The organism is Marinobacter sp. PE14 (assembly GCF_053566155.1).
Map to the genome: position 1 here is coordinate 177,729 of NZ_JBQXNY010000002.1, position 22,071 is coordinate 199,799.

General features: G+C 58.1%; 21 protein-coding genes. 12 read left to right on the plus strand and 9 right to left on the minus strand.

Features of this window, described 5'->3' with window-relative positions; translation table 11 throughout:
- Positions 1–14: 14 nt before the first annotated feature.
- The 4 genes from ACWJ62_RS06755 to ACWJ62_RS06770 form a co-directional block, all read right to left on the minus strand.
- Positions 15–2,288, minus strand: coding sequence for a putative bifunctional diguanylate cyclase/phosphodiesterase (locus tag ACWJ62_RS06755; RefSeq protein WP_449285489.1), 2,274 nt, complete (start codon positions 2,286–2,288; stop codon positions 15–17).
- A gap of 112 nt (positions 2,289–2,400) precedes the next feature.
- Positions 2,401–3,213, minus strand: coding sequence for a substrate-binding periplasmic protein (locus ACWJ62_RS06760; protein ID WP_449285490.1), 813 nt, complete (start codon positions 3,211–3,213; stop codon positions 2,401–2,403).
- A complete protein-coding gene (locus tag ACWJ62_RS06765; protein ID WP_449285491.1) occupies positions 3,206–4,528 on the minus strand; it encodes a ribonuclease J in 1,323 nt (440 codons plus the stop codon). The genes ACWJ62_RS06760 and ACWJ62_RS06765 overlap by 8 nt, the downstream gene beginning before the upstream one ends.
- A gap of 56 nt (positions 4,529–4,584) precedes the next feature.
- Positions 4,585–5,388, minus strand: coding sequence for a substrate-binding periplasmic protein (locus tag ACWJ62_RS06770; RefSeq protein ID WP_449285492.1), 804 nt, complete (start codon positions 5,386–5,388; stop codon positions 4,585–4,587).
- Positions 5,389–5,528: 140 nt separating this feature from the next.
- Between ACWJ62_RS06770 and ACWJ62_RS06775 the strand changes: the two genes are divergently transcribed.
- On the plus strand, positions 5,529–6,212 hold the full coding sequence (locus ACWJ62_RS06775) for a type 1 glutamine amidotransferase domain-containing protein (RefSeq protein WP_449285493.1): 684 nt from the start codon (positions 5,529–5,531) through the stop codon (positions 6,210–6,212).
- Between the two features lie 69 nt (positions 6,213–6,281).
- Here the strand turns inward: ACWJ62_RS06775 and ACWJ62_RS06780 are convergent, their stop codons facing one another.
- Positions 6,282–6,728, minus strand: a complete 447-nt coding sequence (locus tag ACWJ62_RS06780) for an acyl-CoA thioesterase (RefSeq protein WP_449285494.1) — start codon at positions 6,726–6,728, stop codon at positions 6,282–6,284.
- A gap of 95 nt (positions 6,729–6,823) precedes the next feature.
- On the opposite strand from ACWJ62_RS06780, the gene ACWJ62_RS06785 reads away from it, so the two are divergent.
- Positions 6,824–7,552, plus strand: coding sequence for a MotA/TolQ/ExbB proton channel family protein (locus ACWJ62_RS06785; RefSeq protein WP_014579156.1), 729 nt, complete (start codon positions 6,824–6,826; stop codon positions 7,550–7,552).
- Complete coding sequence (locus ACWJ62_RS06790) at positions 7,549–8,574, plus strand: peptidoglycan -binding protein (protein ID WP_449285495.1); 1,026 nt, start codon at positions 7,549–7,551, stop codon at positions 8,572–8,574. Before ACWJ62_RS06785 ends, ACWJ62_RS06790 begins: the two co-directional genes overlap by 4 nt.
- A gap of 40 nt (positions 8,575–8,614) precedes the next feature.
- On the opposite strand, the gene ACWJ62_RS06795 is transcribed toward ACWJ62_RS06790, so the two are convergent.
- Complete coding sequence (locus tag ACWJ62_RS06795) at positions 8,615–9,727, minus strand: S-(hydroxymethyl)glutathione dehydrogenase/class III alcohol dehydrogenase (protein ID WP_449285496.1); 1,113 nt, start codon at positions 9,725–9,727, stop codon at positions 8,615–8,617.
- 168 nt (positions 9,728–9,895) lie between these two features.
- On the opposite strand from ACWJ62_RS06795, the gene ACWJ62_RS06800 reads away from it, so the two are divergent.
- From ACWJ62_RS06800 to ACWJ62_RS06840, 9 genes are all read left to right on the plus strand, one after another.
- Positions 9,896–11,218 (plus strand): DASH family cryptochrome, encoded by a 1,323-nt coding sequence (locus tag ACWJ62_RS06800; protein ID WP_449285497.1) that lies wholly within the window; start codon positions 9,896–9,898, stop codon positions 11,216–11,218.
- A gap of 16 nt (positions 11,219–11,234) precedes the next feature.
- Entirely contained in the window at positions 11,235–11,741 is a 507-nt protein-coding gene (locus tag ACWJ62_RS06805; protein WP_449285498.1) for a DUF6231 family protein, read from the plus strand.
- On the plus strand, positions 11,732–13,393 hold the full coding sequence (locus tag ACWJ62_RS06810) for a phytoene desaturase family protein (RefSeq protein ID WP_449285499.1): 1,662 nt from the start codon (positions 11,732–11,734) through the stop codon (positions 13,391–13,393). The genes ACWJ62_RS06805 and ACWJ62_RS06810 overlap by 10 nt, the downstream gene beginning before the upstream one ends.
- A gap of 6 nt (positions 13,394–13,399) precedes the next feature.
- Positions 13,400–13,993, plus strand: a complete 594-nt coding sequence (locus tag ACWJ62_RS06815) for a tRNA-uridine aminocarboxypropyltransferase (protein ID WP_449285500.1) — start codon at positions 13,400–13,402, stop codon at positions 13,991–13,993.
- A 70-nt stretch (positions 13,994–14,063) separates the two neighbouring features.
- Positions 14,064–14,321 (plus strand): TIGR03643 family protein, encoded by a 258-nt coding sequence (locus ACWJ62_RS06820; protein WP_449285501.1) that lies wholly within the window; start codon positions 14,064–14,066, stop codon positions 14,319–14,321.
- Between the two features lie 78 nt (positions 14,322–14,399).
- On the plus strand, positions 14,400–14,819 hold the full coding sequence (locus tag ACWJ62_RS06825) for a YkvA family protein (protein ID WP_053113743.1): 420 nt from the start codon (positions 14,400–14,402) through the stop codon (positions 14,817–14,819).
- A gap of 68 nt (positions 14,820–14,887) precedes the next feature.
- Complete coding sequence (gene pomA / locus ACWJ62_RS06830) at positions 14,888–15,658, plus strand: flagellar motor protein PomA (RefSeq protein ID WP_449285502.1); 771 nt, start codon at positions 14,888–14,890, stop codon at positions 15,656–15,658.
- A gap of 2 nt (positions 15,659–15,660) precedes the next feature.
- The gene (locus ACWJ62_RS06835) at positions 15,661–16,578 is read left to right on the plus strand and encodes a flagellar motor protein MotB (RefSeq protein ID WP_449285503.1); all 918 of its coding nucleotides are present in this window, start codon (positions 15,661–15,663) and stop codon (positions 16,576–16,578) included.
- 223 nt (positions 16,579–16,801) lie between these two features.
- Positions 16,802–18,010: an ammonium transporter gene (locus ACWJ62_RS06840; RefSeq protein WP_449285504.1), complete on the plus strand. Its 1,209-nt coding sequence runs from the start codon at positions 16,802–16,804 to the stop codon at positions 18,008–18,010.
- Between the two features lie 19 nt (positions 18,011–18,029).
- On the opposite strand, the gene ACWJ62_RS06845 is transcribed toward ACWJ62_RS06840, so the two are convergent.
- From ACWJ62_RS06845 to ACWJ62_RS06855, 3 genes are read right to left on the minus strand one after another with little or no spacing between them, the layout of a single operon-like run.
- Positions 18,030–19,109: a lipocalin-like domain-containing protein gene (locus ACWJ62_RS06845; RefSeq protein WP_449285505.1), complete on the minus strand. Its 1,080-nt coding sequence runs from the start codon at positions 19,107–19,109 to the stop codon at positions 18,030–18,032.
- Complete coding sequence (locus tag ACWJ62_RS06850) at positions 19,106–21,376, minus strand: FtsX-like permease family protein (RefSeq protein WP_449285506.1); 2,271 nt, start codon at positions 21,374–21,376, stop codon at positions 19,106–19,108. The genes ACWJ62_RS06845 and ACWJ62_RS06850 overlap by 4 nt, the downstream gene beginning before the upstream one ends.
- Before the next feature lie 7 nt (positions 21,377–21,383).
- Positions 21,384–22,067, minus strand: a complete 684-nt coding sequence (locus ACWJ62_RS06855) for an ABC transporter ATP-binding protein (RefSeq protein WP_449285507.1) — start codon at positions 22,065–22,067, stop codon at positions 21,384–21,386.
- Positions 22,068–22,071 lie beyond the last annotated feature (4 nt).

Sequence of the window (22,071 nt, forward strand, 5' to 3'; positions counted from 1 at the left end):
AGATAGGATACGAACTACCAAGCCCTTCTCTTTCGGTCACCGCCTGCTTGTTCAATCAACTTCTCGAACTCCGGCGCTGGGAGCGGGCGGCTGAAATGGTAACCCTGGAAACGGGTGCACCCCATGCCAACAAGGCGTTCCAGTTGCCCTCTGGTTTCCACACCTTCGGCCACGGCTGAAAGTTTGAGCGCAGAGGCCAGAGCCAGGATGGTTTCTGCGATAGCAGCATCATTGGGATCATCCAGAATATCCCTCACGAATCCCTGATCAATTTTCAGTTCATCCAGAGATAGGCGCTTCAAGTAGCCCAGGGACGAATAACCCGTGCCGAAATCGTCGAGGGAGATCCGTATTCCCATGCTTCTCAGGGTCCGAAGCGTTGCTTCCACCAACTCGAGATCGTAGGCAAGGGCGCTTTCAGTGATTTCCACCTTCAGGTTTCTCGGGGATGCACCGGTTTTTCTCAGCAGTGCCATCACAGTCGAACAAAAAGAAGGGAGGTGGAACTGTCTGGCACTTACATTGACCGACACTTGGAGCTTTGATAACGGTCCGCCTCGCTCTTTCCAACTGGCGATCCGGGAGAGAACGTCTTCCAGAACCCAGTAGCCGACCGATTCAATAAGCCCGGTTTCCTCAGCCAGAGGAATAAACTCGGCGGGAGACACCATGCCGCGCCCCGGACAGTGCCAGCGAAGCAATGCCTCAGCACCAACAGGATCACCTTTCTCGTTAACCAAGACCTGATAGTGGACTGCCAGCTGCTTCTTTCGTATCGCCATCCTGAGGTCCGACTCAAGAGCCAGCCGCTCAGATACTTTCTTCTGCATCATGGAGTCGTAGAAGCGGATGCAGTTGCGGCCGTCCTCCTTGGCCCGAAACATGGCCATATCGGCCTGACTCAGAAGCTCTTCGAGGGAGGTTTCGTGATCGTAAAACAGTGTGATGCCGATGCTCGGAGTGCCTGTATATTCGATGCCATTAAGATCATAGGGCTCGTTCAGGGCATCCCGGACCTTTTCGCAAACTTTCTCGACCTTCGCTGCTGCGTTGGCCGGCTCAGCAGGAAACCCCTTCAGAATAAGAACAAACTCGTCCCCGCCGAGTCTGGCGACGGTATCCCACTCGCGGACCGTCTGTTTCAACCTGTCCCCTACCTGGATCAGCAGCTCATCGCCGGTCAGATGACCTGCGGAGTCATTGATGTTCTTGAAGTTATCAAGATCAATGAATACCAGAGCACCATGATTATGGTCCCGGGTGCTCCCGGTTAACGCCTGCGCCAGGCGATCCCGCAATAGGCGCCGATTTGGCAAGCCGGTCAGTGGGTCGTAAAAGGCGAGCTTCTCAATCTCCGACTCCGATTGCTTGCGGTCCGTGACATCGAAAAAATAGCCGTGCCAGGTCATGCTCTCGTCGGCCAATCGGGCGGGCACCGATCTGGCTTCCACCCAGGCGATCGCGCCATCGCATTTGTGAGCTCGAAAGTCGGTTTCAAAGGGCGTCATGCGCCGGCGAGACTCATCGACCTTCTCAAAAAAGGATGCCTTGTCTTCACCCGCGATCAGGTTGAGTAAAGGCTGGGCATCTGTACTGAGCAGATCAGCGGCAAGCCCGAATAGATCTTCAACTTTTTCGCTGATGAAAGGAAAGGTTACATGCCCGTCGGGGTACATCCTGAACTGGAAGATTACACCCGGGAACTGGTCGGAATACCGATAAAGGCTGTTCTCGAACCTGACGTTGCGATTGGCCAGTATCTGTCTGTGGGCAGATGCTCCTAAAATCTCTCCAACCTGAAGTACAAATTCTTCTGTTTTTGAATCGAGCACTCGGGACTGGTCAAGAAAATCGAAACCCAGGATGCCACGGACCTGACCTTCCAGCCTCAAACCAACGAGAACCAGGCTCCGGATACCCTCCCGTTGGAATTCCAGTTTTTCCTCTTCCGCATCAGAGGGAAGCTCTTCAACTTCGGGAATGACAAGCACCGGAAGGATTTGCAACTGATCCATCAGCCACGGGAAGCGGGCCATCGGTACGTTCTGGATTGCGTCTCTTTGAGGTGTCACGCCTTTTCTGCAGGCTTCATGCGTGATAGCAATGGTCTGGGTCGCTTCCTCGAACATAATCAGATAGGCGCGATCCGAGGACAGCCAGTCTCCAAGCTCAGAAATGAAACTATGGATGCTCTCATCCAGCTCGTCGACTGTGGATCTCGCCAAGCCAAGAGATAGCTTGTAAACGAACTCACGTTGGTCTTGGGTAACTGCCTTCACCATCGCCATGGACTCCTTCCCAGCAATACTTCCTGTTTATTTTTCACTTGCTCGGAGTGTCTAGGCCCATATACGACAGGCGCGTCATTAAAGTTCACGCCCAACTGACAAAGACCTCCGCTTAAACTCCTCCCGTGTAAAGGACTTTATACCGCCGGATTAACTCATCGACACGGCCCGAACTCACAAGCTCATAGAGGCCCTCGGCAATACGCTCCCTTAGCTCAAAGGAGTTACAAGGTGAGGCTTTGGAGAAGGTGAAAAACAGCCCTTCGCGGCTCACCGGAGTCGGCAGGGGAACAAATTGATCGGCAATACCCAGGTACTCCAGTTTCACCTCACCCTGCAAAACTTCATAGAGGACATAATCCACCCGGTCAACGAGCGCCATCTGGAAGGACTGTTCAATCGACCTGACTCCCTCAATGAGGAGGTTTTCTTCCGCATACCGGTCGAAATTCTGGCCGAAGCTGTTGTTGATCAGTGTGCTGCCCCGCCTACCCATCAGATCCGGCCAGTGGCGGTAGACAAACTCCCGGCCTTTGGGGACCCAGACTGCGGTCGGCAGGTGCGTTATTGGTGGCAGCAAATAATCCATGTAGCCAATGCGTTCCGAGGTAATGAACGCGCCTGCCACCATGTCGATATCGCCCTGGCGCGCCATGCGCTGGACCCTGGCCCACGAGCCTATGTCCCTCACCTCGACGTTCACGCCCAATGGCTCGGTGATTTCTTTGAGCAAAGCAGGCACTGCGCCAATCAGATAGCCCGGGTGTTGTTCGTCGCGCCAGAGCAGGGGCGGATATTCCGGATTCCCGCTCACGATGAGCGTATTGCAGGAAGGGTCTGGCAAGGCGTGAACCGGCGCCAGAAACAAGGTGGCCACTGCAAATACAAGTGACTTACCGACAACAGAAGAAAATGACTTATTCAACTCTGACAAGACCCTCTTTGTGCCAGCCCAGACGGCCGGTTTCGACAACCTGGCGACGTATTCCCGGCACCGGCCGGATCATGAAAAGATCGCCGTTTCGGCCCACCATGGCACGGGGTACACCAGTTGCTTTGGCTATGTCAGCGTGCGTTTCCATGTGTTCAGCCTCACCATGGACCGGAATGGCAATGGCAGGCTTTACCCACTTGTACATTAACTCCAGTTCTTCCTGAGCGGGATGACCTGAAGCATGAATTGGCAAATCAGCATCCTCGGCGGTGATTACCTTGACCCCCAACTCTTTCAATCTGGTCACCAGTGCCTCGATGGATTCCTCGTTGCCGGGGATGGCGCGAGCACTGAAGATTACGGTGTCGCCCGCCTCCAGCTCAAAATCCGGATGGGTACCAGAGGCCAGTCTGCGCAGAGCCGTTCTTGGCTCGCCCTGACTGCCCGTGGCCACGGCCAGTACTTCGTCCCGCGGGAGATAACCCAAATGTGCAGGATTGATCAACTGGTCAGCCGAATCCCACAGCCCTGCAGCCCTGGCGGCGCCACTCATATTGATCAGAGAGCGACCCAATAACCCCATATAACGGCCGGTTTCCCTGGCGATTGAGGCCAGAGTATGTAATCGGGCGATATTACTGCCAAAACAGGTCACTACAACGCGGCCCTCGGCGGAACGGGTAGCCCTGAGCAATCCTTCATGCAAGGCCGCCTCGGACACCGAGTGACCCGAGACTGTGGCGTTGGTAGAGTCACACACCATGGCGTTCACGCCCTCGTTTGCCAGGTTGGTGAAGGTTTTTGGCGAATAGCCGTGCCCTACCAGCGGCTGCTCATCCAGCTTCCAGTCACCGCTGTGGAAGATATTACCGGCGGCAGTGCGAATCATCAGGGCGTTAGGGTCCGGAATGGAGTGAGTCAGCGCCAGCCATTGAACGCTGAAAGGCCCGATCTGCTTGCTCTGACCGGTTTCCACCTCAACGATCGGAACGCGGTGCAGCAGATCGAACTCCGCCAGCTTTCGACGCAGAATTTCGGCGGTGAACCGGCTGGTGTATATCGGACACTGCAGCAGCGGCCAGAGGTAGGGTACAGCTCCGACATGATCTTCGTGAGCGTGGGTAATAACCAGGCCCGCCAGCCGGTCACGGCGGTCAGCAATGAACGCAGGATCCGCCATCTGTACCGGAGGTTCGCCACGATGATGCACTGTGCCATCAGCAGCAATGCGGCCGGGCTTTGGAAAGGTAACGCCACAATCCACCATCAACCAGGCACCATTGTGACCATAGAGGTTGAGGTTCATACCAATTTCTCCGGTCCCACCCAGAGGTAGAAACCAGAGATCAGACTGCTCGGGAATCATTCGGCGACTCGATCCATATACTTCAACACCAGGTCCTCGTGTATGCCTTCCATTTCAATCAGTTTCAGCGCCGCCCGAATGTCATCGGCATACTTCAGCACGGGCGAGCTCTTCGCTACAGCGATGTAGGACCGCTCTCCAGGCACAAAGAACGGTGAAACCTCAACATCCAGGCCCAATTTCTCGACCGTGTATAAACCCACGAGCTCTGGGGCAATAACGACATCTACCCGGCCTTTCTGCATCATCAGCATCAGGTTTTCGTAACGGGGCGCAGGCTCCTTGAGAAGTTTGCCATCACTATCAAACCGGGAGAAATACGACGCCCCCTCCAGAACGCCAATCGCTCTTCCATACAGATCGGCGTAGCGCTCAATGCGATTCTCTGCGTTGAGATAAAAAAACAGGCGCCGCTCCGGAGGAAATGCCGGCGCCACGAACTCCATGAGTTCGGACCGTTCGGGGGTCTCCAGGGGGCCCAGCATGACATCCACCTCACCCTGCTGAACCATTCTCAAGACCCGCCGGAAAGGCGCCTCCCGATAATGCACTTTCCAGCCCAGCCGATCAGCAATTTCCTGGAAGATATCCACATAAAGGCCCGTTGGCTCCCCACCCTGGATAATCCGGTAGGGGGGCGCATGATTGGCCCCCACGGTTACGGTCAGCGCTTCCACGGTTTCCGTGCCCTGCTGTGCCGAAACCGGAAACACCAACGCCATCAGCACAGCGGTGACGAACACTCGCATTCCAGTCATCCTTGCCTGAGAGGTTTTCAGATTCTTATGAAGTCTGGCCATCTGCCTCCAGTATAGACGGTTCAAGATCCGGGATTGTCGGAATTACGTACTCACGGTTGAATTCAGTCACCGATGGCACAACTTCAGTATCACAGCAATCACGAAGCGCCATTCATTCGTCAATGAAAAGGACGGACACCATGAAGATCCTGATGGTTCTTACATCCCATGACCAGATGGGCGACACCGGCCATAAGACCGGCTTCTGGCTCGAAGAGTTCACCGCCCCTTACTACGTGTTCCGGGATGCAGGCGCAGACATCACCATTGCGTCACCGAAGGGTGGCCAGCCGCCAGTCGATCCCAACAGTGAGGCCGAGGAAGCGCTGACCGAGACCACCCGCCGGTTCCAGGAGGACGCCCACGCCAAGGAATCCCTCGCCAGCACCAAAAAGCTCGGCGATGTGGACATGAACGAATACGACGCGATTTTCTATCCCGGTGGCCACGGCCCGCTCTGGGATCTGGTTAACGACGACAAGTCCATTGCCCTGATCAAGACGGCCTACGAGCAGGACAAGGTGATCGGTGCAGTTTGCCACGCACCCGCCGTGTTCAAAAACGTGGAAGTGAAACCGGGCCAGAACATCGTTGGCGGCCGGGAAGTAACGGGCTTCACCAACAGCGAGGAAGAGGCGGTTGGCCTTAGCGGCGTAGTGCCTTTCCTGCTGGAGGACATGCTGAAGGAAAACACCGCCACCTACACCCGCGGTGACGACTGGGCACCGCACATCGTGGTGGACGGCAAGCTGATTACCGGGCAAAACCCGGCCTCTTCCGAGGGGGCAGCGAAGGCCGTTGTGCAGGCTCTTCAAGAGGCCTGATCCGGCAGTAACTGCAGGATAAATCCAGGGCCAGATGAATCTCATCTGGCCTTCTTTTTTGCTCCCAGCTTACTCCCCTGCGTGACTGATCAACTTGCCCGGAGCGCCCAGCTCCAGCAATTGACGAATGTGATCCGGTATCGCCACCTTGCCCATCACCGAAGGCTGAATCACCACATAGGTGATGTCCGCATCGGCGATAAACGCGCCATCCCCGTACCGGAAAAACTCCAGATGCAGGGTGAATGAGGTGTTTCCGATTCGCCCAGCGCGAATGCGGGCTTCCAGAACATCGTCAAACTTCGCCGGGGCCTTCCAGTTCACCGTCAGGCTCACCACCTGGATATCCAGGTCCTGGTCGAGCAAATGCTGGTAATCGCCAAACAACGTGCGAATGTATTCGTTGACAGCAATATCAACGAAATCCGCATAACGGGCGTTGAACACCACGCCCTGGGCATCGCATTCACCATAGCGAACCCGGAAGCGAAAACGGAAAGGCAATTCACCAGCCATGACGCGCTCCGATTAAAGTTCAGTTACTGTCGCCAACAGCTTCTCATATCTGTGCTAACGTTTTGAGGAATATCTCAAAAAAGCTGGCCATCGCTATGAGCAACCCCAAGCACACCCTTTTCTGGATGACGCTATTCCTCGGCGTGGTCGTCATCGTCGGCGCCCTGATCCACAAGCCCCTGATTTCGGCCTTTATGGCCAATTGGGTTTTCAATCTGCTGATTCTCGGGGTTCTGATCATCGGCATCGCTCTCACCTACCGGCAGGTGTTCGTGCTGTTTCCGGAATTGAAGTGGATTGCCCAGTTCAGAACCGGACATGCCGGCCTTTCCGTGGTTCAGGAGCCCAAGTTGCTGAAGCCACTGGCAAGACAGCTCGGCGAAGATGCAACCAAGGACCGGTTCACACTGTCTACCCTGTCCCTTCGAACCGTGCTCGATGGTATCCACTCCCGCATGGATGAACAGCGGGAAATCACGCGCTATTTCATCAGCCTGCTTGTCTTCCTCGGCCTGCTGGGTACTTTCTGGGGCCTGCTGGGCACCATCAACTCGGTTGGCCAGGTCATCACCGGCCTGGATATGAGCCAGGAAGATTTCGGCAAAGTATTTGCGGAGCTTCAGGAAGGCCTGCTCACGCCGCTTGAGGGCATGGGCACCGCGTTCAGCTCCTCCTTGCTGGGTTTGGGCGGCTCCCTGATACTGGGCTTCCTGGATATCCAGGCCGGCCATGCCCAGAACCGCTTTTACGACGGCCTCGAGGAGTGGCTAACCGGTGTGACCAACCTGGTAGACCGGATAGACGACGAGAAAGACCTGTCATGATCGGTTCCAGGCGCCGAAGCCGAAGCACCACCAACGTCTGGCCGGGGTATGTGGATGCCCTTTCGGCTCTGCTGATGCTGGTCATATTCATGCTGCTGGTCTACGTGGTCAGCCAGCTCTACCTGTCACAGACACTCTCTGACCGGGATACCCAGCTCGCCCGACTCAATGCCCAGTTGAACGAACTCTCGGAACTGCTCGGCCTGGAAGAAAACAGAAGCGAGGCACTGGAAGATCAGTTAACCAGCCTTCAGGACCGGAACAGCAGTCTGGTCGGTCAGTTGGAATCCACCCGTGAACAACTGATGCGGCAAACCGCCATGGCCGATGCGCAATCGGAGCGGCTGGCCAGCATGGAAGAGTCGATTGATGAGAAAGACGAGATGTCCGCCAGCCAGCAGGCAATGATCCTGCGGCTTTCCAACCAGGTGGCGTCACTGCGGGAGCAACTACGCCAGATTGCCTCCGCGCTGGAACTCCAGGAGGAGATGACCGCCGATAAGGAACAGGAGCTGGAACAGGTCAGCCGACGGCTGAACACGCTCCTGGCCGAGAGGGTCAACCAGCTGCAGAAGTACCAGTCCGAGTTCTTTGCCCGGCTGCGGGACATCCTGGCCGGTAACGAGAACGTCCGGATTGTCGGCGACCGCTTCCTGCTGCCTTCGGAACTGCTGTTTGCCTCCGCCTCGGCGGAACTGGGAGAGGAAGGCCGGCAGGAGCTGGACAAACTTGCTGATTTGCTGCTGGATGTGTCAGCCAGGATTCCGGACGACGTGGACTGGATTCTGAGGATTGATGGCCACACCGACGTCCTGCCCATCAATACCCAGAGGTTCCCCTCCAACTGGGAGCTGTCCACCGCCCGCGCCGTGGCCGTGGTTCGCTACCTGGCTGCACAGGGTGTACCGGAACGGCGCATGGCGGCCGCAGGCTTTGGCGAGTTTTTCCCGGTGGCAGAGGGCACCTCGACGGAAGCGTTGCAGAGGAACCGGCGGATTGAGCTGAAGCTGACGGACCGTTGATCGGGCGCAGCATATTGCTGCGCACCCGATCAGTCGCCAATCAGAAGTGAATAACCGTCCGGATGCTCTTACCCTCATGCATCAGGTCGAACGCCTTGTTGATGTCTTCGAGAGGCATTTCATGGGTAATGAACACGTCCAGTGGAATCTCGCCTTTCTCGGCCTTTTCCACATAACCCGGCAGCTCGGTGCGGCCCTTCACGCCGCCAAACGCTGAGCCTTTCCAGACCCGACCGGTCACCAGCTGGAACGGGCGGGTGCTGATTTCTTCGCCGGCACCGGCCACACCGATGATGATGGATTCGCCCCAACCTTTGTGACAGCACTCGAGAGCCGCGCGCATGACTTTGACGTTGCCGATACACTCGAAGGAGTAGTCGACACCACCGTCGGTCATCTCAACGATGACTTCCTGGATCGGCTTGTCATGATCGTTAGGGTTGACAACGTCCGTCGCACCCAGCTGCCTGGCAATGTCGAACTTGCCCGGGTTGATATCGACGGCGATGATACGGCTGGCCTTGGCCATGGTTGCCCCAATAATCGCGGCCAACCCGATGCCGCCGAGGCCAAAGATGGCAACCGTTGCGCCTTCTTCCACCTTGGCGGTATTCATCACGGCGCCAATCCCGGTGGTGACACCGCAACCGAGCAGACAAACCTTCTCAAGGGGTGCTTCCTTGGGGATCTTGGCCAGGGAGATTTCCGGCAGTACCGTGTATTCGGAAAACGTTGAGCAGCCCATGTAATGATAAAGTGGCTGACCGTTGTAGGAGAAACGGGAGGTACCGTCGGGCATCACGCCCTTGCCCTGGGTTGCACGCACAGCACCACACAGATTGGTCTTGCCAGAGGTGCAGAACTTGCACTCGCCGCATTCGGCCGTGTAAAGCGGAATAACGTGGTCACCCACTTCCAGGTTTTTGACGCCGGGTCCGACCGCCTCGACAATTCCGCCACCTTCGTGGCCCAGAATGGTCGGGAACAACCCTTCAGGATCAGCACCAGAGAGGGTGTAGGCGTCGGTATGACAAACACCGGTGGCAACGATGCGCACCAAAACCTCGCCCTCCTGGGGCGGCGCCACATCGACTTCGACAATTTCTAGCGGCTTGTTGGCCTCAAAAGCGACCGCTGCACGGGATTTAATCACTGTCGGACTCCTGTTGAATTAGGATCTGTGTTTTGGATTTCACGCCACGATGTGCCGGCTGTTCGTTCATTCTAAACGAAGTGCGCAACCAGATGGGCGGCGAAATCTTTTTCGGAACTGGCTCGTATCTTTTCACAGCTGACAGATACCGAGAGAGGAGCTCTTACGTTGCGCACGCTTTACTGGTTTACGCGGGATCTTCGCCTGCACGACAACGCTTCGTTGCTGGCGGCCTCGAAGTCCGACATGCTGCTCTGCCTCTATGTGGTCGATCCGCGCTGGTTTGCGCCCGGCCCCCTGCAGAGCAAGGCCATGGGGGATCATCGGTGGCGCTTCCTTTGGCAGAGCCTGATGGCGCTGGAGCGGAGTCTTCGACCACTGGGCCAACGACTCCACATTGCCTTTGGTGAGCCCGAAACGGTTATTCCGAAACTTGCGCACGCTCACAACATTGAACGGGTGGTCCGTTCCCGGCTTCCGGGCACCCAGGAGGCCGGTCAGTGGCAAGCCATCAAGGACAAACTGCCCAAGGCCGTTTTCCAGCAATTCGAGACTCTGAGCCTGTTCACCGAGGGTTCCCTGCCGATGGCGCTCGAGGCGCTGCCGGATACCTTCTCCCAGTTCCGCAAGCAAGTGGAGAAAACCGGAGATCGCTGTTCAGAGCGCTTGCGAATCCGCACCCTGACGGCCCTGCCGCCACCGCCGGGCTTCCCGGAGGACAATCGCGGCGACTGCCCGCCGATACCGGAGCCGGTGCATCCGTTACAGTTCATGGGTGGAGAAGCCTCTGGCCTGGCGCGGCTTCAGGAATTCCTCTACAGCAACCACAGCATCGACCGCTATAAGGAAACCCGGAACGCCCTGGACACCTGGGATGCCTCCTCCAAGTTTTCGCCCTGGCTGGCCAACGGCTGTCTCTCGGTTCGGGAAGTGGCAGAAACCATCACCGAATACGAAGCCAGCGAGACCAAAAACGAATCCACCTACTGGCTCTGGTTTGAGCTCCTCTGGCGCGAGTATTTCTACTGGTACGCCCTGAAACACGGCGCTAACCTGTTCCGCCGGGACGGCGTCCAGCGCAAACGCCAGCATGGCACCTTCTACGGCCATCGTTTCAAGGCCTGGTGCCAAGGCAACACCGAATATCCGATCGTGAACGCGGCCATGAATCAGCTGCGGGAAACCGGTTACATGAGCAACCGGGCCCGGCAATTGGTGGCCAGCTGCTTCATCAATGAACTGGGGCTGGACTGGCGTTATGGAGCGGCATGGTTTGAGGAGCAGTTGATCGACTATGATGTAGGAAGCAACTACGGCAACTGGCAATACCTGGCTGGCGTAGGGGCAGACCCCAGAGGCCTGCGGCAATTCAACCTCGAGAAGCAGACGCATCAGTACGATCCGACCGGCACCTTTATCGACCGCTGGGGCGGAGACGCGGAACAGCCCGTAGGTTTACACACAGTGGATGCGGCAGACTGGCCCCTGTAGTAAAAGGCAAATAGCCATGACGGATAGAACGGACAACAGAAACAGCAGCACAGCCCGGGAAATCCTGGCCCGAATTATCGACACCAGTTCGCCTGCCACCCTGCTGAGCTGCGGCAATCTGGCCACGGAGGTGTCGCAGATCTGGCAGAAACACCAGAATGGTGTGGAGTTACGTACTCTGGACACAACCGATCCCAACGCCAGGCTGCACCTGGATCGTGTCGCAGATCTGGCGCTGGTTACCGGAACCCTGGAGCATCTTCCCCATGACGAAGGCGCCCTTCTGCTGGGCCAGTTAAGAAACTACGGCACCCACCAGATTGCCGTTCTGGTTGGCGAAACCCCGGACTGGGCCTTTACTGATTTTATCGGTCTCGGCTTCCGCCGCCATGCCGAATTGGAAAATGATAACGGCGCACTCACGCTGTATACCTACAATCTGGATACTTACAATCACAAGCGGGCCTGGAACAATCCAGAGAACTGGGCCAATCCGGAAATGTGGGGCAAAGCATGGTGGTGACAAGCGAGGCTGTGAACACTCCTTCGTCTAAAAAGCTCAAACCGAGCACAATCCGGATCGGTACCCGATATCGGGCTAACCGTCTGAAAGGCCCCTACGATGCCATCGTAATCGGTTCCGGCATTGGCGGCCTGACCACCGCGGCCTGTCTGGCCAAGGCCGGCAAAAAAGTGCTGGTGCTTGAACAGCATTACACCGCCGGAGGCTATACCCACAGCTACGCCCGCAACGGTTACGAGTGGGACGTGGGTGTCCACTACATCGGCGATATGGGCTCATCCCACACGCTGGGCCGCAGGTTGTTCGATTACATCACCGACGGCAAGCTGGAATGGGCCCCTATGGATGAGAACTACGACCGGTTCTTCCTGGGCGACAAGGTGGTGAACCTGCGTGCCGGCAAGGAAGGTCTACGCCACTCCCTGCTCCAGGCCTTTCCCGATGAGCAGGACGCCATCGACCAGTATGTAAAACTGCTCGGCAAAGTGGCCGATGGTATGCAGTGGTACACGCTCTCGAAGCTCACGCCCGGCCTCCTGAGCCCGGTCATCAACAAGGGGCTTGATGTCGCCTTGCCCGACTGCTTCAACAAGACCACCTGGGAAGTACTCAACGAGCTGACCGACAATCAGGAACTGATCGGTGCCATCACCGGCCAATGGGGCGATTGCGGGGTTACCCCGAAACAATCCAGTTTTATGGTCCATGCGCTGATCGCCAAGCACTACCTCTACGGCGGCTTCTATCCTGTTGGCGGCGCTTCGGAGATCGCGAAAACCATTATCCCGGTCATTCAGAAATCCGGCGGAGAGGTATTCACCTACGCTGACGTGACCAACATCCTGGTGGAGAAAGGCAAGGCAACCGGGGTACGCATGGCCGATGGCGAGGAAATCCGGGCACCGCTGGTGATCAGCAACGCCGGCGTCATCAACACCTTTGAAAAGCTGCTGCCAGCCGAGGCCGTTGAAAAGGTCGGCTATAAGAGCAAACGCCGGCACATTGTTCCCTCCATGCCCCACATCGGTCTTTACATCGGCCTGAAGGGAACACCGGAAGAACTCGGGCTGCCGCGGACCAATTTCTGGATCTATCCCAGCGCCGATCACGACGGCAACGTACAACAGTTCCTGGATGACCCTGAGCACACGGAGTTTCCGGTAGTGTATATTTCTTTTCCGGCCGCCAAGGATCCGGATTACCAGAACCGCTGGCCGGGCACCTCCACCATCGAAATTGTTGCCCCTACCACCTGGGAGATGTTCGAGCCCTGGCAGGACACCATCTGGGGCAAGCGGGGCGAAGACTATGAGGCCCTGAAGCAGAAAATCACCGACCAGTTGCTGGAAGTGATGTACGAGAAACTGCCTCAGCTGCGCGGGAAAGTGGATTACGTGGAAACCTCAACGCCGCTCTCCACCGCCTGGTTCTGCCGTTACGGCCGGGGCGAGCTCTACGGCCTGGACCACAACCCCGAGCGCTTCGAACAGGATTGGCTGAAACCAAAAACCGACATCCCCGGGCTCTACCTTACCGGCCAGGATATCCTCACCTGCGGCGTAGTGGGCGCAATGATCGGTGGACTGGTCAGCACCCTGGCCATCCAGGGCTGGCGCGGGGCCGGTCTGGCGAAGCGTATTTTCGTGGGGTAACAGGGGTTGCCCAGACCGATTTGTGCCGATTGCGGCATGCACCCGAATATCTGTGTCTGCGAAGCGTGTGCCCCCGTGCGAAACCGCACGGGGGTGACGATACTGCAGCACCCGACCGAGGTCGGCCATGCCAAGGGTACCGTTCGCATCCTCACCCGGTGCCTCGCAAATCTCAGGCTCTTAACAGGCGAAATGCCGGGCGATTTCCATCAGGCCGGGTTTGATTCCGTCGCCGGCAGTCATCACCCGGCCCTGCTGTTTCCGGGGCCCGGCAGTGAGGCGCTCGAAACCTCGGACGTACGCCAGTTCGATCACTGGATCATCCTGGACGGCACCTGGCGCAAGGCCGCCAAAATCCTTCACCAGAACCCGACACTATCTGCGTTGCCGCGTTTCCATTTCGCCAGTCCGCCGGCCTCGGCCTACGCCATCCGAAAGGCGCCCGGAGAACACCGCCTGGCCACGGCAGAGGCCGTTGCCTATCTGCTCAATGTGCTTGAGCCAGAGCTGGATACCCGGCCAATCGCCCACGCAATGCGCACACTGGTAGACAAACAGCTGGCCCAAATCCCGGCCCGGCTGCACAGGCACTACCAATAAACCAGCCGGGTGAGACGACTGGCCAGCTCAAACGTACTCTGGGAACACGTAAGTCAAACAGAGAAACCCCATGTCAGAGCAGTTTGAACCGGCGGACCTCTCTCGCATCATCGAGATGGCGTGGGAGGACCGCACACCCTTCGAGGCCATAGAAGCCCTCTATGGCCTTCGCGAAAATGATGTTATTCGCCTGATGCGTCGTGAGCTCAAGCCCGGTAGCTTCCGGCTCTGGCGCAAGCGGGTAACCGGGCGCAACACCAAACATCGCCAGCTACGACCTGAGGGTGTAGACCGCGGCTATTGTCCGACCCAGTACAAGCACCGATAAACGCCTTGGCATTGGCATTGACGGCGAAGCTGCGCGATCATGAGCACTCAGGCAGCAAGCAAGTGAGGAACCCTCTCGATGGCATTGTTCAACCAGAAAAACGCCCGGAAACAGCTGGACGCCGAAGCGGGCAAGGTGCATCGGGCGGATCTGGAAACGCTGCTCGACCGCCAGCGCAGTATTGAAGAGAAAGTGAAAGAAAGCGGCAAACTGTCTCGTTTCAGCGCCGACATCAAACTGATGTTTTCGATGATCCGTGATTACTGGTACGGCAATTACCGGAGCGTTCCGTGGAAAACGATCGCAGCGGTGGCCGGCGCGCTGATTTATGTAATGAACCCCCTCGATGTCATTCCCGACCTGATTTTCGGATTCGGCCTGGTGGACGACGCCGGCGTTGTCGCCCTGTGCCTGAAACTGGTGGAGTCTGATATTCACCGCTATGCTGCCTGGAAAGAACAGCAGGAAGAACTGGAAAGAACCCATCAGACGAATTGATTAAATTCTGATCTGAAGGTAATCTCACACCCCTTCTCAGCCTTGCTCAAACCAAATCTGGAGATACCGTGGATTTCGCCACTCTTATCGGTCTTGTTGGCGCTAGCTTACTCATCGCTTCGGCAGTTATTCTTGGCACCTCTCCGTCGGTATTTATCAATCCTGCATCCCTGCTGATCGTTGTCGGCGGCACCCTGCTGGTTGTTCTCGCCAAGTTCAGTTTTGCCCAGTTCCTGGGTGCCTTCAAAGCTGCTGCCCGCGCCTTCAAGTTCAAGTTGCCGGAAACTCAGGCGAGCATTGAGGAGCTGGTGGACATTGCCAATGTTGCCCGAAAAGAAGGGGTTCTGGGTCTTGAGGACAGGGAGATCAGCAGCCCTTTCCTGGCCCAGGGTATCCAGATGCTGGTGGACGGACAGGACGGCAAGACCATCAAAGAGCTCCTGAGCAAGGAGCGCCTGATGACTCTCGACCACAACCGCTCCGGTGCCAAGGTCTTCACGGCCATGGCGGACGTGGCGCCGGCAATGGGCATGATCGGCACGCTGATAGGTCTGGTTCAGATGCTGTCGAACATGGAAGACCCGAAATCCATCGGCCCGGCCATGGCCGTCGCCCTGCTCACCACACTTTATGGCGCCATGATTGCCACCATGATTGCCACCCCGATTGCCGACAAGCTTTCTTTGCGCATGACCGAGGAAGCTCGTATGCAGTCGCTTTACATTGATGCCCTGGTTGCCATTCAGGAGGGTACCAACCCGCGCATCATCGAGCAGATGCTCTCCAGCTACCTGCCGCCCAAGGAACGTGAAAAAGTGGCTGAACCGGAAGGCGCGTAATCATGGACGAGTTGCCAGAAGAGGAAAAACCGGGAATTCCCGCCTGGGTTGTCACCTTCGCCGATCTCATGTCCCTGCTGATGTGCTTCTTTGTTCTGCTGCTCTCTTTTTCCGAGATCGACGCCCAGAAGTTCAAGCAGATTGCCGGTGAACTGTCCAAAGCCTTTGGCGTGCAGCGGGATGTGCCGGCCCTGGAGATCCCGAAGGGCACCAGCCCCATTTTCGACAAGTTTTCCCCGGCGCCTCCAGAGCCCACCGTGGTCAACGAAGTCAAACAGACCACTACGGACGAAGCCCCGGAGCTCCAGACCCTGAAAAGCCCCACCGACATGGCCGTTGAAGCCGCCATGGAGGAGCAGATGCAGGAAACCATGGACGATATCCTCAAAGTTCTGGAGCCGGCGATCGCCGATGGGCGCATCAATGTGAGCGAGGATCAGCGGAGAATCGTGATTCGGGTTGAGGAAAAAGGTTCTTTCCCTTCGGGCTCGGCTCAGCTGACCTGGGAATTCGAGGGTCTGCTGCTGGATATGGCGGAGGTGATTGAAGGCATTCCCGGTGACCTGACTATCGAGGGACACACCGACAACGTTCCTATCCGGACCGACCGTTTTTACAGTAACTGGGACCTCTCGGCCGCCCGTTCAGCCGCCGTTGCCAACGTTCTGGTAGCCAGGGACCAGGTTGAACCGGCCCGCCTGTCGGTCACCGGCCTGGCGGACACCGAGCCCCGTGTACCCAATTCATCTGCAGAGAACCGCGCCAAGAACCGGCGCGTGGAGATCATCATTGATCTCTCCGGCCCGATGCAGGAACAGGAGGTTCAGCTCCGCGAACTGATCCAATCCGAATCTGACGATGAAGAATCAATACTGGGCATCGAATCCGACAGTTCGACATCGAACGAAATTAGCTGGTAACTGCACGCTATTTTGGTGCACGCCATCCTGAATCGCACAACTATAGTGCGCTCAAGGCCCTAAATCTCTCTCTGACACCCCTCCGCGATCCCCCAACTGCCTCACCGCTCTTGATATGCCTTGTTTTGGAACGGCTCTTGCTTCAGATGCACCTCAACAATGCACAAGCCAACGTAAAACGGCCCGATAGAGGCCGGACACACAACATCAGGAGCGAAAACCCGTGGACATCACGAGTGCAGTACACACCCTGACTGAAAGCGCCAACACGCTGTTCATCCTTATCGGCGCCATTATGGTGCTGGCCATGCATGCCGGCTTTGCCTTCCTGGAAGTGGGCACTGTCCGCCACAAGAACCAGGTCAATGCTCTGGTGAAGATCATGACCGACTTCGGCATCTCCGCCGTGGCCTACTTCTTTATCGGCTATTACATTGCCTACGGCAGTCATTTCATGAGCGGTGCCGCCGAGCTCACCGCTGCCAACGGCTATGATCTGGTGAAGTTTTTCTTCCTGATGACGTTCGCCGCGGCCATTCCCGCCATCGTGTCCGGCGGTATCGCCGAACGGGCAAAGTTCTATCCGATGCTGATTGCCTCTGGCCTGATTGTCGCCTTTATCTACCCCTTCTTTGAGGGGCTTATCTGGAACGGCAACTATGGTTTCCAGGCCTGGCTGGAGAACCAGTTTGGTGCATCCTTCCACGACTTCGCCGGCTCCGTTGTAGTGCACGCGGTGGGCGGCTGGATCGCTTTGGCGGCGGTACTCGTTCTGGGTGCACGCAATGGGCGCTACCGCAACGGCAAGGTGGTGGCGTTTGCCCCCTCCAACATCCCCTTCCTCGCCCTGGGCGCCTGGATTCTTACCGTCGGCTGGTTCGGCTTCAACGTCATGTCGGCCCAGACCCTGGACGGCATCAGCGGCCTGGTGGCCGTGAACAGCCTGATGGCCATGGTCGGCGGCATCCTGGTCTCCATGCTGCTGGGCCGCAAGGACCCGGGCTTTATCCACAACGGTCCGCTAGCGGGACTGGTGGCGGTATGTGCCGGCTCTGACCTGATGCATCCGGTGGGCGCTCTGGTGACTGGCGGCGTAGCAGGCGCCATCTTCGTTTACCTGTTTGAATGGGCGCAGGCCAAGATCGAACGGCTGGACGATGTTCTGGGTGTCTGGCCCCTGCACGGTGTCTGTGGTGTCTGGGGCGCGATTGCCTGCGGCATCTTTGGCCAGGAAGCGCTTGGCGGATTGGGCGGTGTCAGCCTGATGTCACAGATTATTGGCTCGGTGGCTGGCGTGTTAGTGGCCTTTGTCGGCGGCCTGATTGTCTATGGAGTAATCAACGCCATCTCCGGCCTGCGTCTGACGGAAGAGGAAGAATTCAACGGAGCGGATCTGAGCATCCACCGGATTGGGGCAACTGCTGTCGAGTGACACCGGCTCACGGTGCAGTTCACTCACCGTATCCTGTCAGTTCCATGTAGCCGACCCCGTCATGGCTGCCGGATACCGACACCGGGCTTTCCCAATATGGGTAAAGCCCGGTGTTCCGATAATCCCCCGCCGGCGCGACTACCTCGAGATTCACCCCGAAGTTCGGCACCGACAGTTGCCATGCACGGGGATAACCGTCGCTCTGGGTTAATGGCGTCATTCTGACCTGATCGGCGTCAAGCGCAACAGGCTTGCCGTTAGCGGGAATCCAGGTTCCGGCACGAAAGCCGCCGTCTTCTTCCCTGAGCTGGAAAGCCATAAGTTTGTCGCCCGAGTCCAGGTGCAGCGCAAACCAGTCCCAGCCCTGCTGGCCGGATTTCAGAAACTGGCTGCTCCACTCCCGGTCGAACCAACCCTTCCCTGACACCTCGAGTGTCTTACTACCGAGTGTGACCGTGCCTTCTATCTGAAGGTCCACCAGACTGAAATACATGGAGCCCTCGCCATCGGCGGACTTGGCACTGAAACCCTGATCGCCGTGGGCTAAGGGCTTTCCGGTGATGCTCAAGGTCAAATCGTAGGACCAGCCATCCGCCGAGACCTGCAACCGCCAGGAATTCTTCCCGGGTCCAGCCTCAAGTTGCCAGTTGTCCAGCCAGACCGCGATCGGCTCTGCCCGGGCTCCGGCGTGGCCGACGTCGCCCCGGGCCAGCTTCTCTGCGAAGTAGTGCCGGGTATCAAAGCTTACTGCGGCATGGGCCATCCAGGCCGCTTCCAGGGGCCACTTATTTGCGTCCGGAGGCTCAGCGTCTGCCAGCCTCGGCTTGATTGCCTGGCGGAACTGGGTCCATTGCAGTCCAAGGGGCTTGCCATCGTCCGTCTTCAGATTGGCGGTCAGGTACCACCATTCGATCCGGTGCTGCGGGTGGGGGCCATAGTCCTCGGGAAACGTCAGCCGGTCTCCCTGCCCGGGCTGCAAAAAGGGCACACCGGATTCGTTATCCGCGATGCCGGCAAGTCCGGCAAAGCCTGACTCTTGCTGTGGCTCCGAACAGCCGGCCAGAACCACGGCGAACCAGATGAAGACCCAGCGTCTCATCGCTCACCTCCTGCCAGGGCATTGGCGTTTACGGGTGCGACCGTCGGCGATTTCAACTGGCGGCTCATCAGTAAGGCGATACTCAGACCGATCAGCATGCTGAGCACACCAAGCTCCAGCCAGAACCTCGGATAGATGGCCATGGGCAGGGACCAGCCAAACGCGATGGGATTAATCCGATGCACCAGTACCCAGGTCAGCCAGACCCCAAGCGGCAAGGCCAGCAGGGCAATGGCACCGGTCAAAGACACTGACAACCGGACCAGTTGAGCCGAAGCCTGCCTTCGTGACAGCCCCCATACCACAAGCAGCCGGAAATACCAGGCACGGGTCGAGAAAAACACCCAGCCCATCATCAGCAGGGCGATAGCCGCCAGTATCAGGGTCAGGGTGGTCATGGCCCGAGTCAGCAGAAAGGTCTGGTCGAAAATGGCAGAGGCGAGCTCTTCAATCGCCCGGTTATCCCGAACCGTCAACGCCTCGACCTGCCATACCCGTTTTAATCCATCGGTCACTGCCTCAATGGAGAGATTGCCCGGCGAAACTGACAGGCTCTGGAAGCCGGTTTCGAACTCCGCTGGAAGAACCGACGGATGAATCAGGATCTCGCCGGCTGGACGGCCATAGTCCGGGTAAATGGCCAGTACCGGAAGTTCGAAGGACTGGCTTCCGAAAAGTACCGTCAATGTCTGGCCGACCTTTATATCCTGCCGGCGCGCCAGCTGTTCATTCACCAACACACCCTGGCCCTGTTGCAGGCTCTGCCAGGGCTGCGGCGCTGATTCAAACAACTGCCAACCGGTCACCAGCGGGCCAACGGGTCCGATGGCAAAGACGTCTACCCTGGTATCTCCCTTATCCGCGCCGCCCGGCAGAGTAGCCCGGCCGCGAATGACCCGGTGCCACAGCCCGGAAGCAGAGAGCTCCGGCTGTTCAGCGAGCCAGTCGAGTGCCAGGGCCGCATCTGCTGCTTCAGGAACTTCGATGTAATAATCCGCTTCCAGTCTCTGCGCCAGCCATCGGTCAAAGGTGCTCTCAAAGGTGGTCACCAGTGCCTGCACCGCCAGAACCATCGCCATGGCGAACTGCAGGGCTACCAATGGCAGGGCCAGGCGACGAGCCAGCACTGCAAGCTCCCGATGACGCCAACGTGCCTGCAGATCCCTGTCGTGGCCGGACCGCCAGTCTGCAAGCCAGGCAATCAACCTGGGCGCGAGAATACCGGCAGCAACGAATACCATGGCCACGGCAATGAAAAGCCAGAGCAGATCCGTGACCCAAACCGTCAAGGCGAGGCCTGCGATCAGCACCAACAATACCAAGCCGCCGTATCGGCGGTTGCCTCCCACAAGCCCCCGGGCCAATGGTCGGAGGAAATCCGCCAGACAAGCCACCAGAATCACGGCCATCATGGTGACAAGCGGCACCAGCCAACTTCCGCCCTGGCCTGCGTATAATGGCTGGTCGAACAGTCCCTCGAGGGCCTGCCCAAAGCCGCTGCCCAGACCAGCGGCCAGCCAGCGACCAAGCCAGATTCCGGGCACTACACAAACCGCAGCCAGCAAGAGGATCTCGACCACCAGCAAGCGGTTCACCCTGCCCTGAGGAACGCCAAACCGGTGCAGCAGGGCAAAGCTGTCGCGACGTTGGGCCAGGCCGAGCAGGTAAACACTTCGCACCAGCAAAGCGGTAATCAGGAGAACCAGGACCCCCAGGGCATCCAGATTCAAAAGGAAACTGTCACCCAGCTCACCGGTAGCCGGGCCAACGCTGAACGGCACCAGCTGATAGCCGGGTGGTAGATCGCCCTTGTTGTGGTCATCGGATACCAGCAGCGACAACTCGCTGCCCTGCTCACCGGCCAGTTCCGCCGCTTCACTGATATCCACAAAAGGCCGGCCATCCAGTTCCCCACCCCAGGGCGCCTCTTGCCCTCCGGGGGCCTGGAAGCAGCCCGCTGCCAGAGGGTCGACACCCACGACTCGACCGCCTTCCGGCTCGGAGACCTCCAGCCATGGCATGACACAAAGCCCGGCTCGACGCAGCGCCACGAAGTCATCCACAGTTACAGGGCTACCATCTGTGCGAGCTACCTGCTGGCGCTCGGCCACCGCCGATTCGCTCTGGTCGAGACTGGCCCGGGCCTGACTGGTGAGGTGGTGGACGCCCGTCCAGAGCATGGTGGCCAGCACAATCATGGCAGCCAGGGCCAGCAACTGAAGCGGGTGTCGACGGTAATGGCTGAACAGGGCGGCCGGAAGAGTCATCGCGGGCTCAGGTTTCCGGCAGATGGCCAAGATCCAGGTGCTGGCTGCAGCGGGTGGCCAGTTCGGGATCGTGGGTGGCGAGGATGAGGCCGCAACCGTGCCGCGCCTGCAACTCGAATAACTGCCCGATCACTGCCTCGGCGGTATGCCGGTCCAGACTTCCGGTCGGTTCATCGGCAAGAATCAGGGCCGGCTTCATGGCAAAGACCATGGCGAGAGAGGCACGCTGGCGCTGCCCGCCGGACACCTGATCGGGAAAGCGGTCGGCAAGCTCGCCAATGCCCAGGCGCTCCAGCCAGTCCCGGCAATCATCCTCGGGTTGACCGGCAAGCTTTGCCCGAAAACGCACATTGTCCAGCAGCGACAGAGCAGGCATCAGATTGGCTTCCTGGAAAACCACACCGATCTGCTGTCGGCGAAGGTCGCCCCAGCGCGTGTCAGCCTTGCTTCCGGCCTCCGTTGACCGGGTATCAAATGTCTCTCCGAGCACCTGAACAGTGCCTGAGTCGGGCTTTTCCAAGCCGCACAGGATGTTCAACAGGGTGCTTTTGCCGGACCCCGAGCGGCCTGTCAGCGCCAGCGATTCACCCGAACCGAGTTGCAACGAAAAATCGGTAAGCACCGGCACCGGCTCATCGCCGCTGCGAAACTGCTTGTTCAGGCCTCGGGCCGATAGCAAAGAATCCACCATGCTT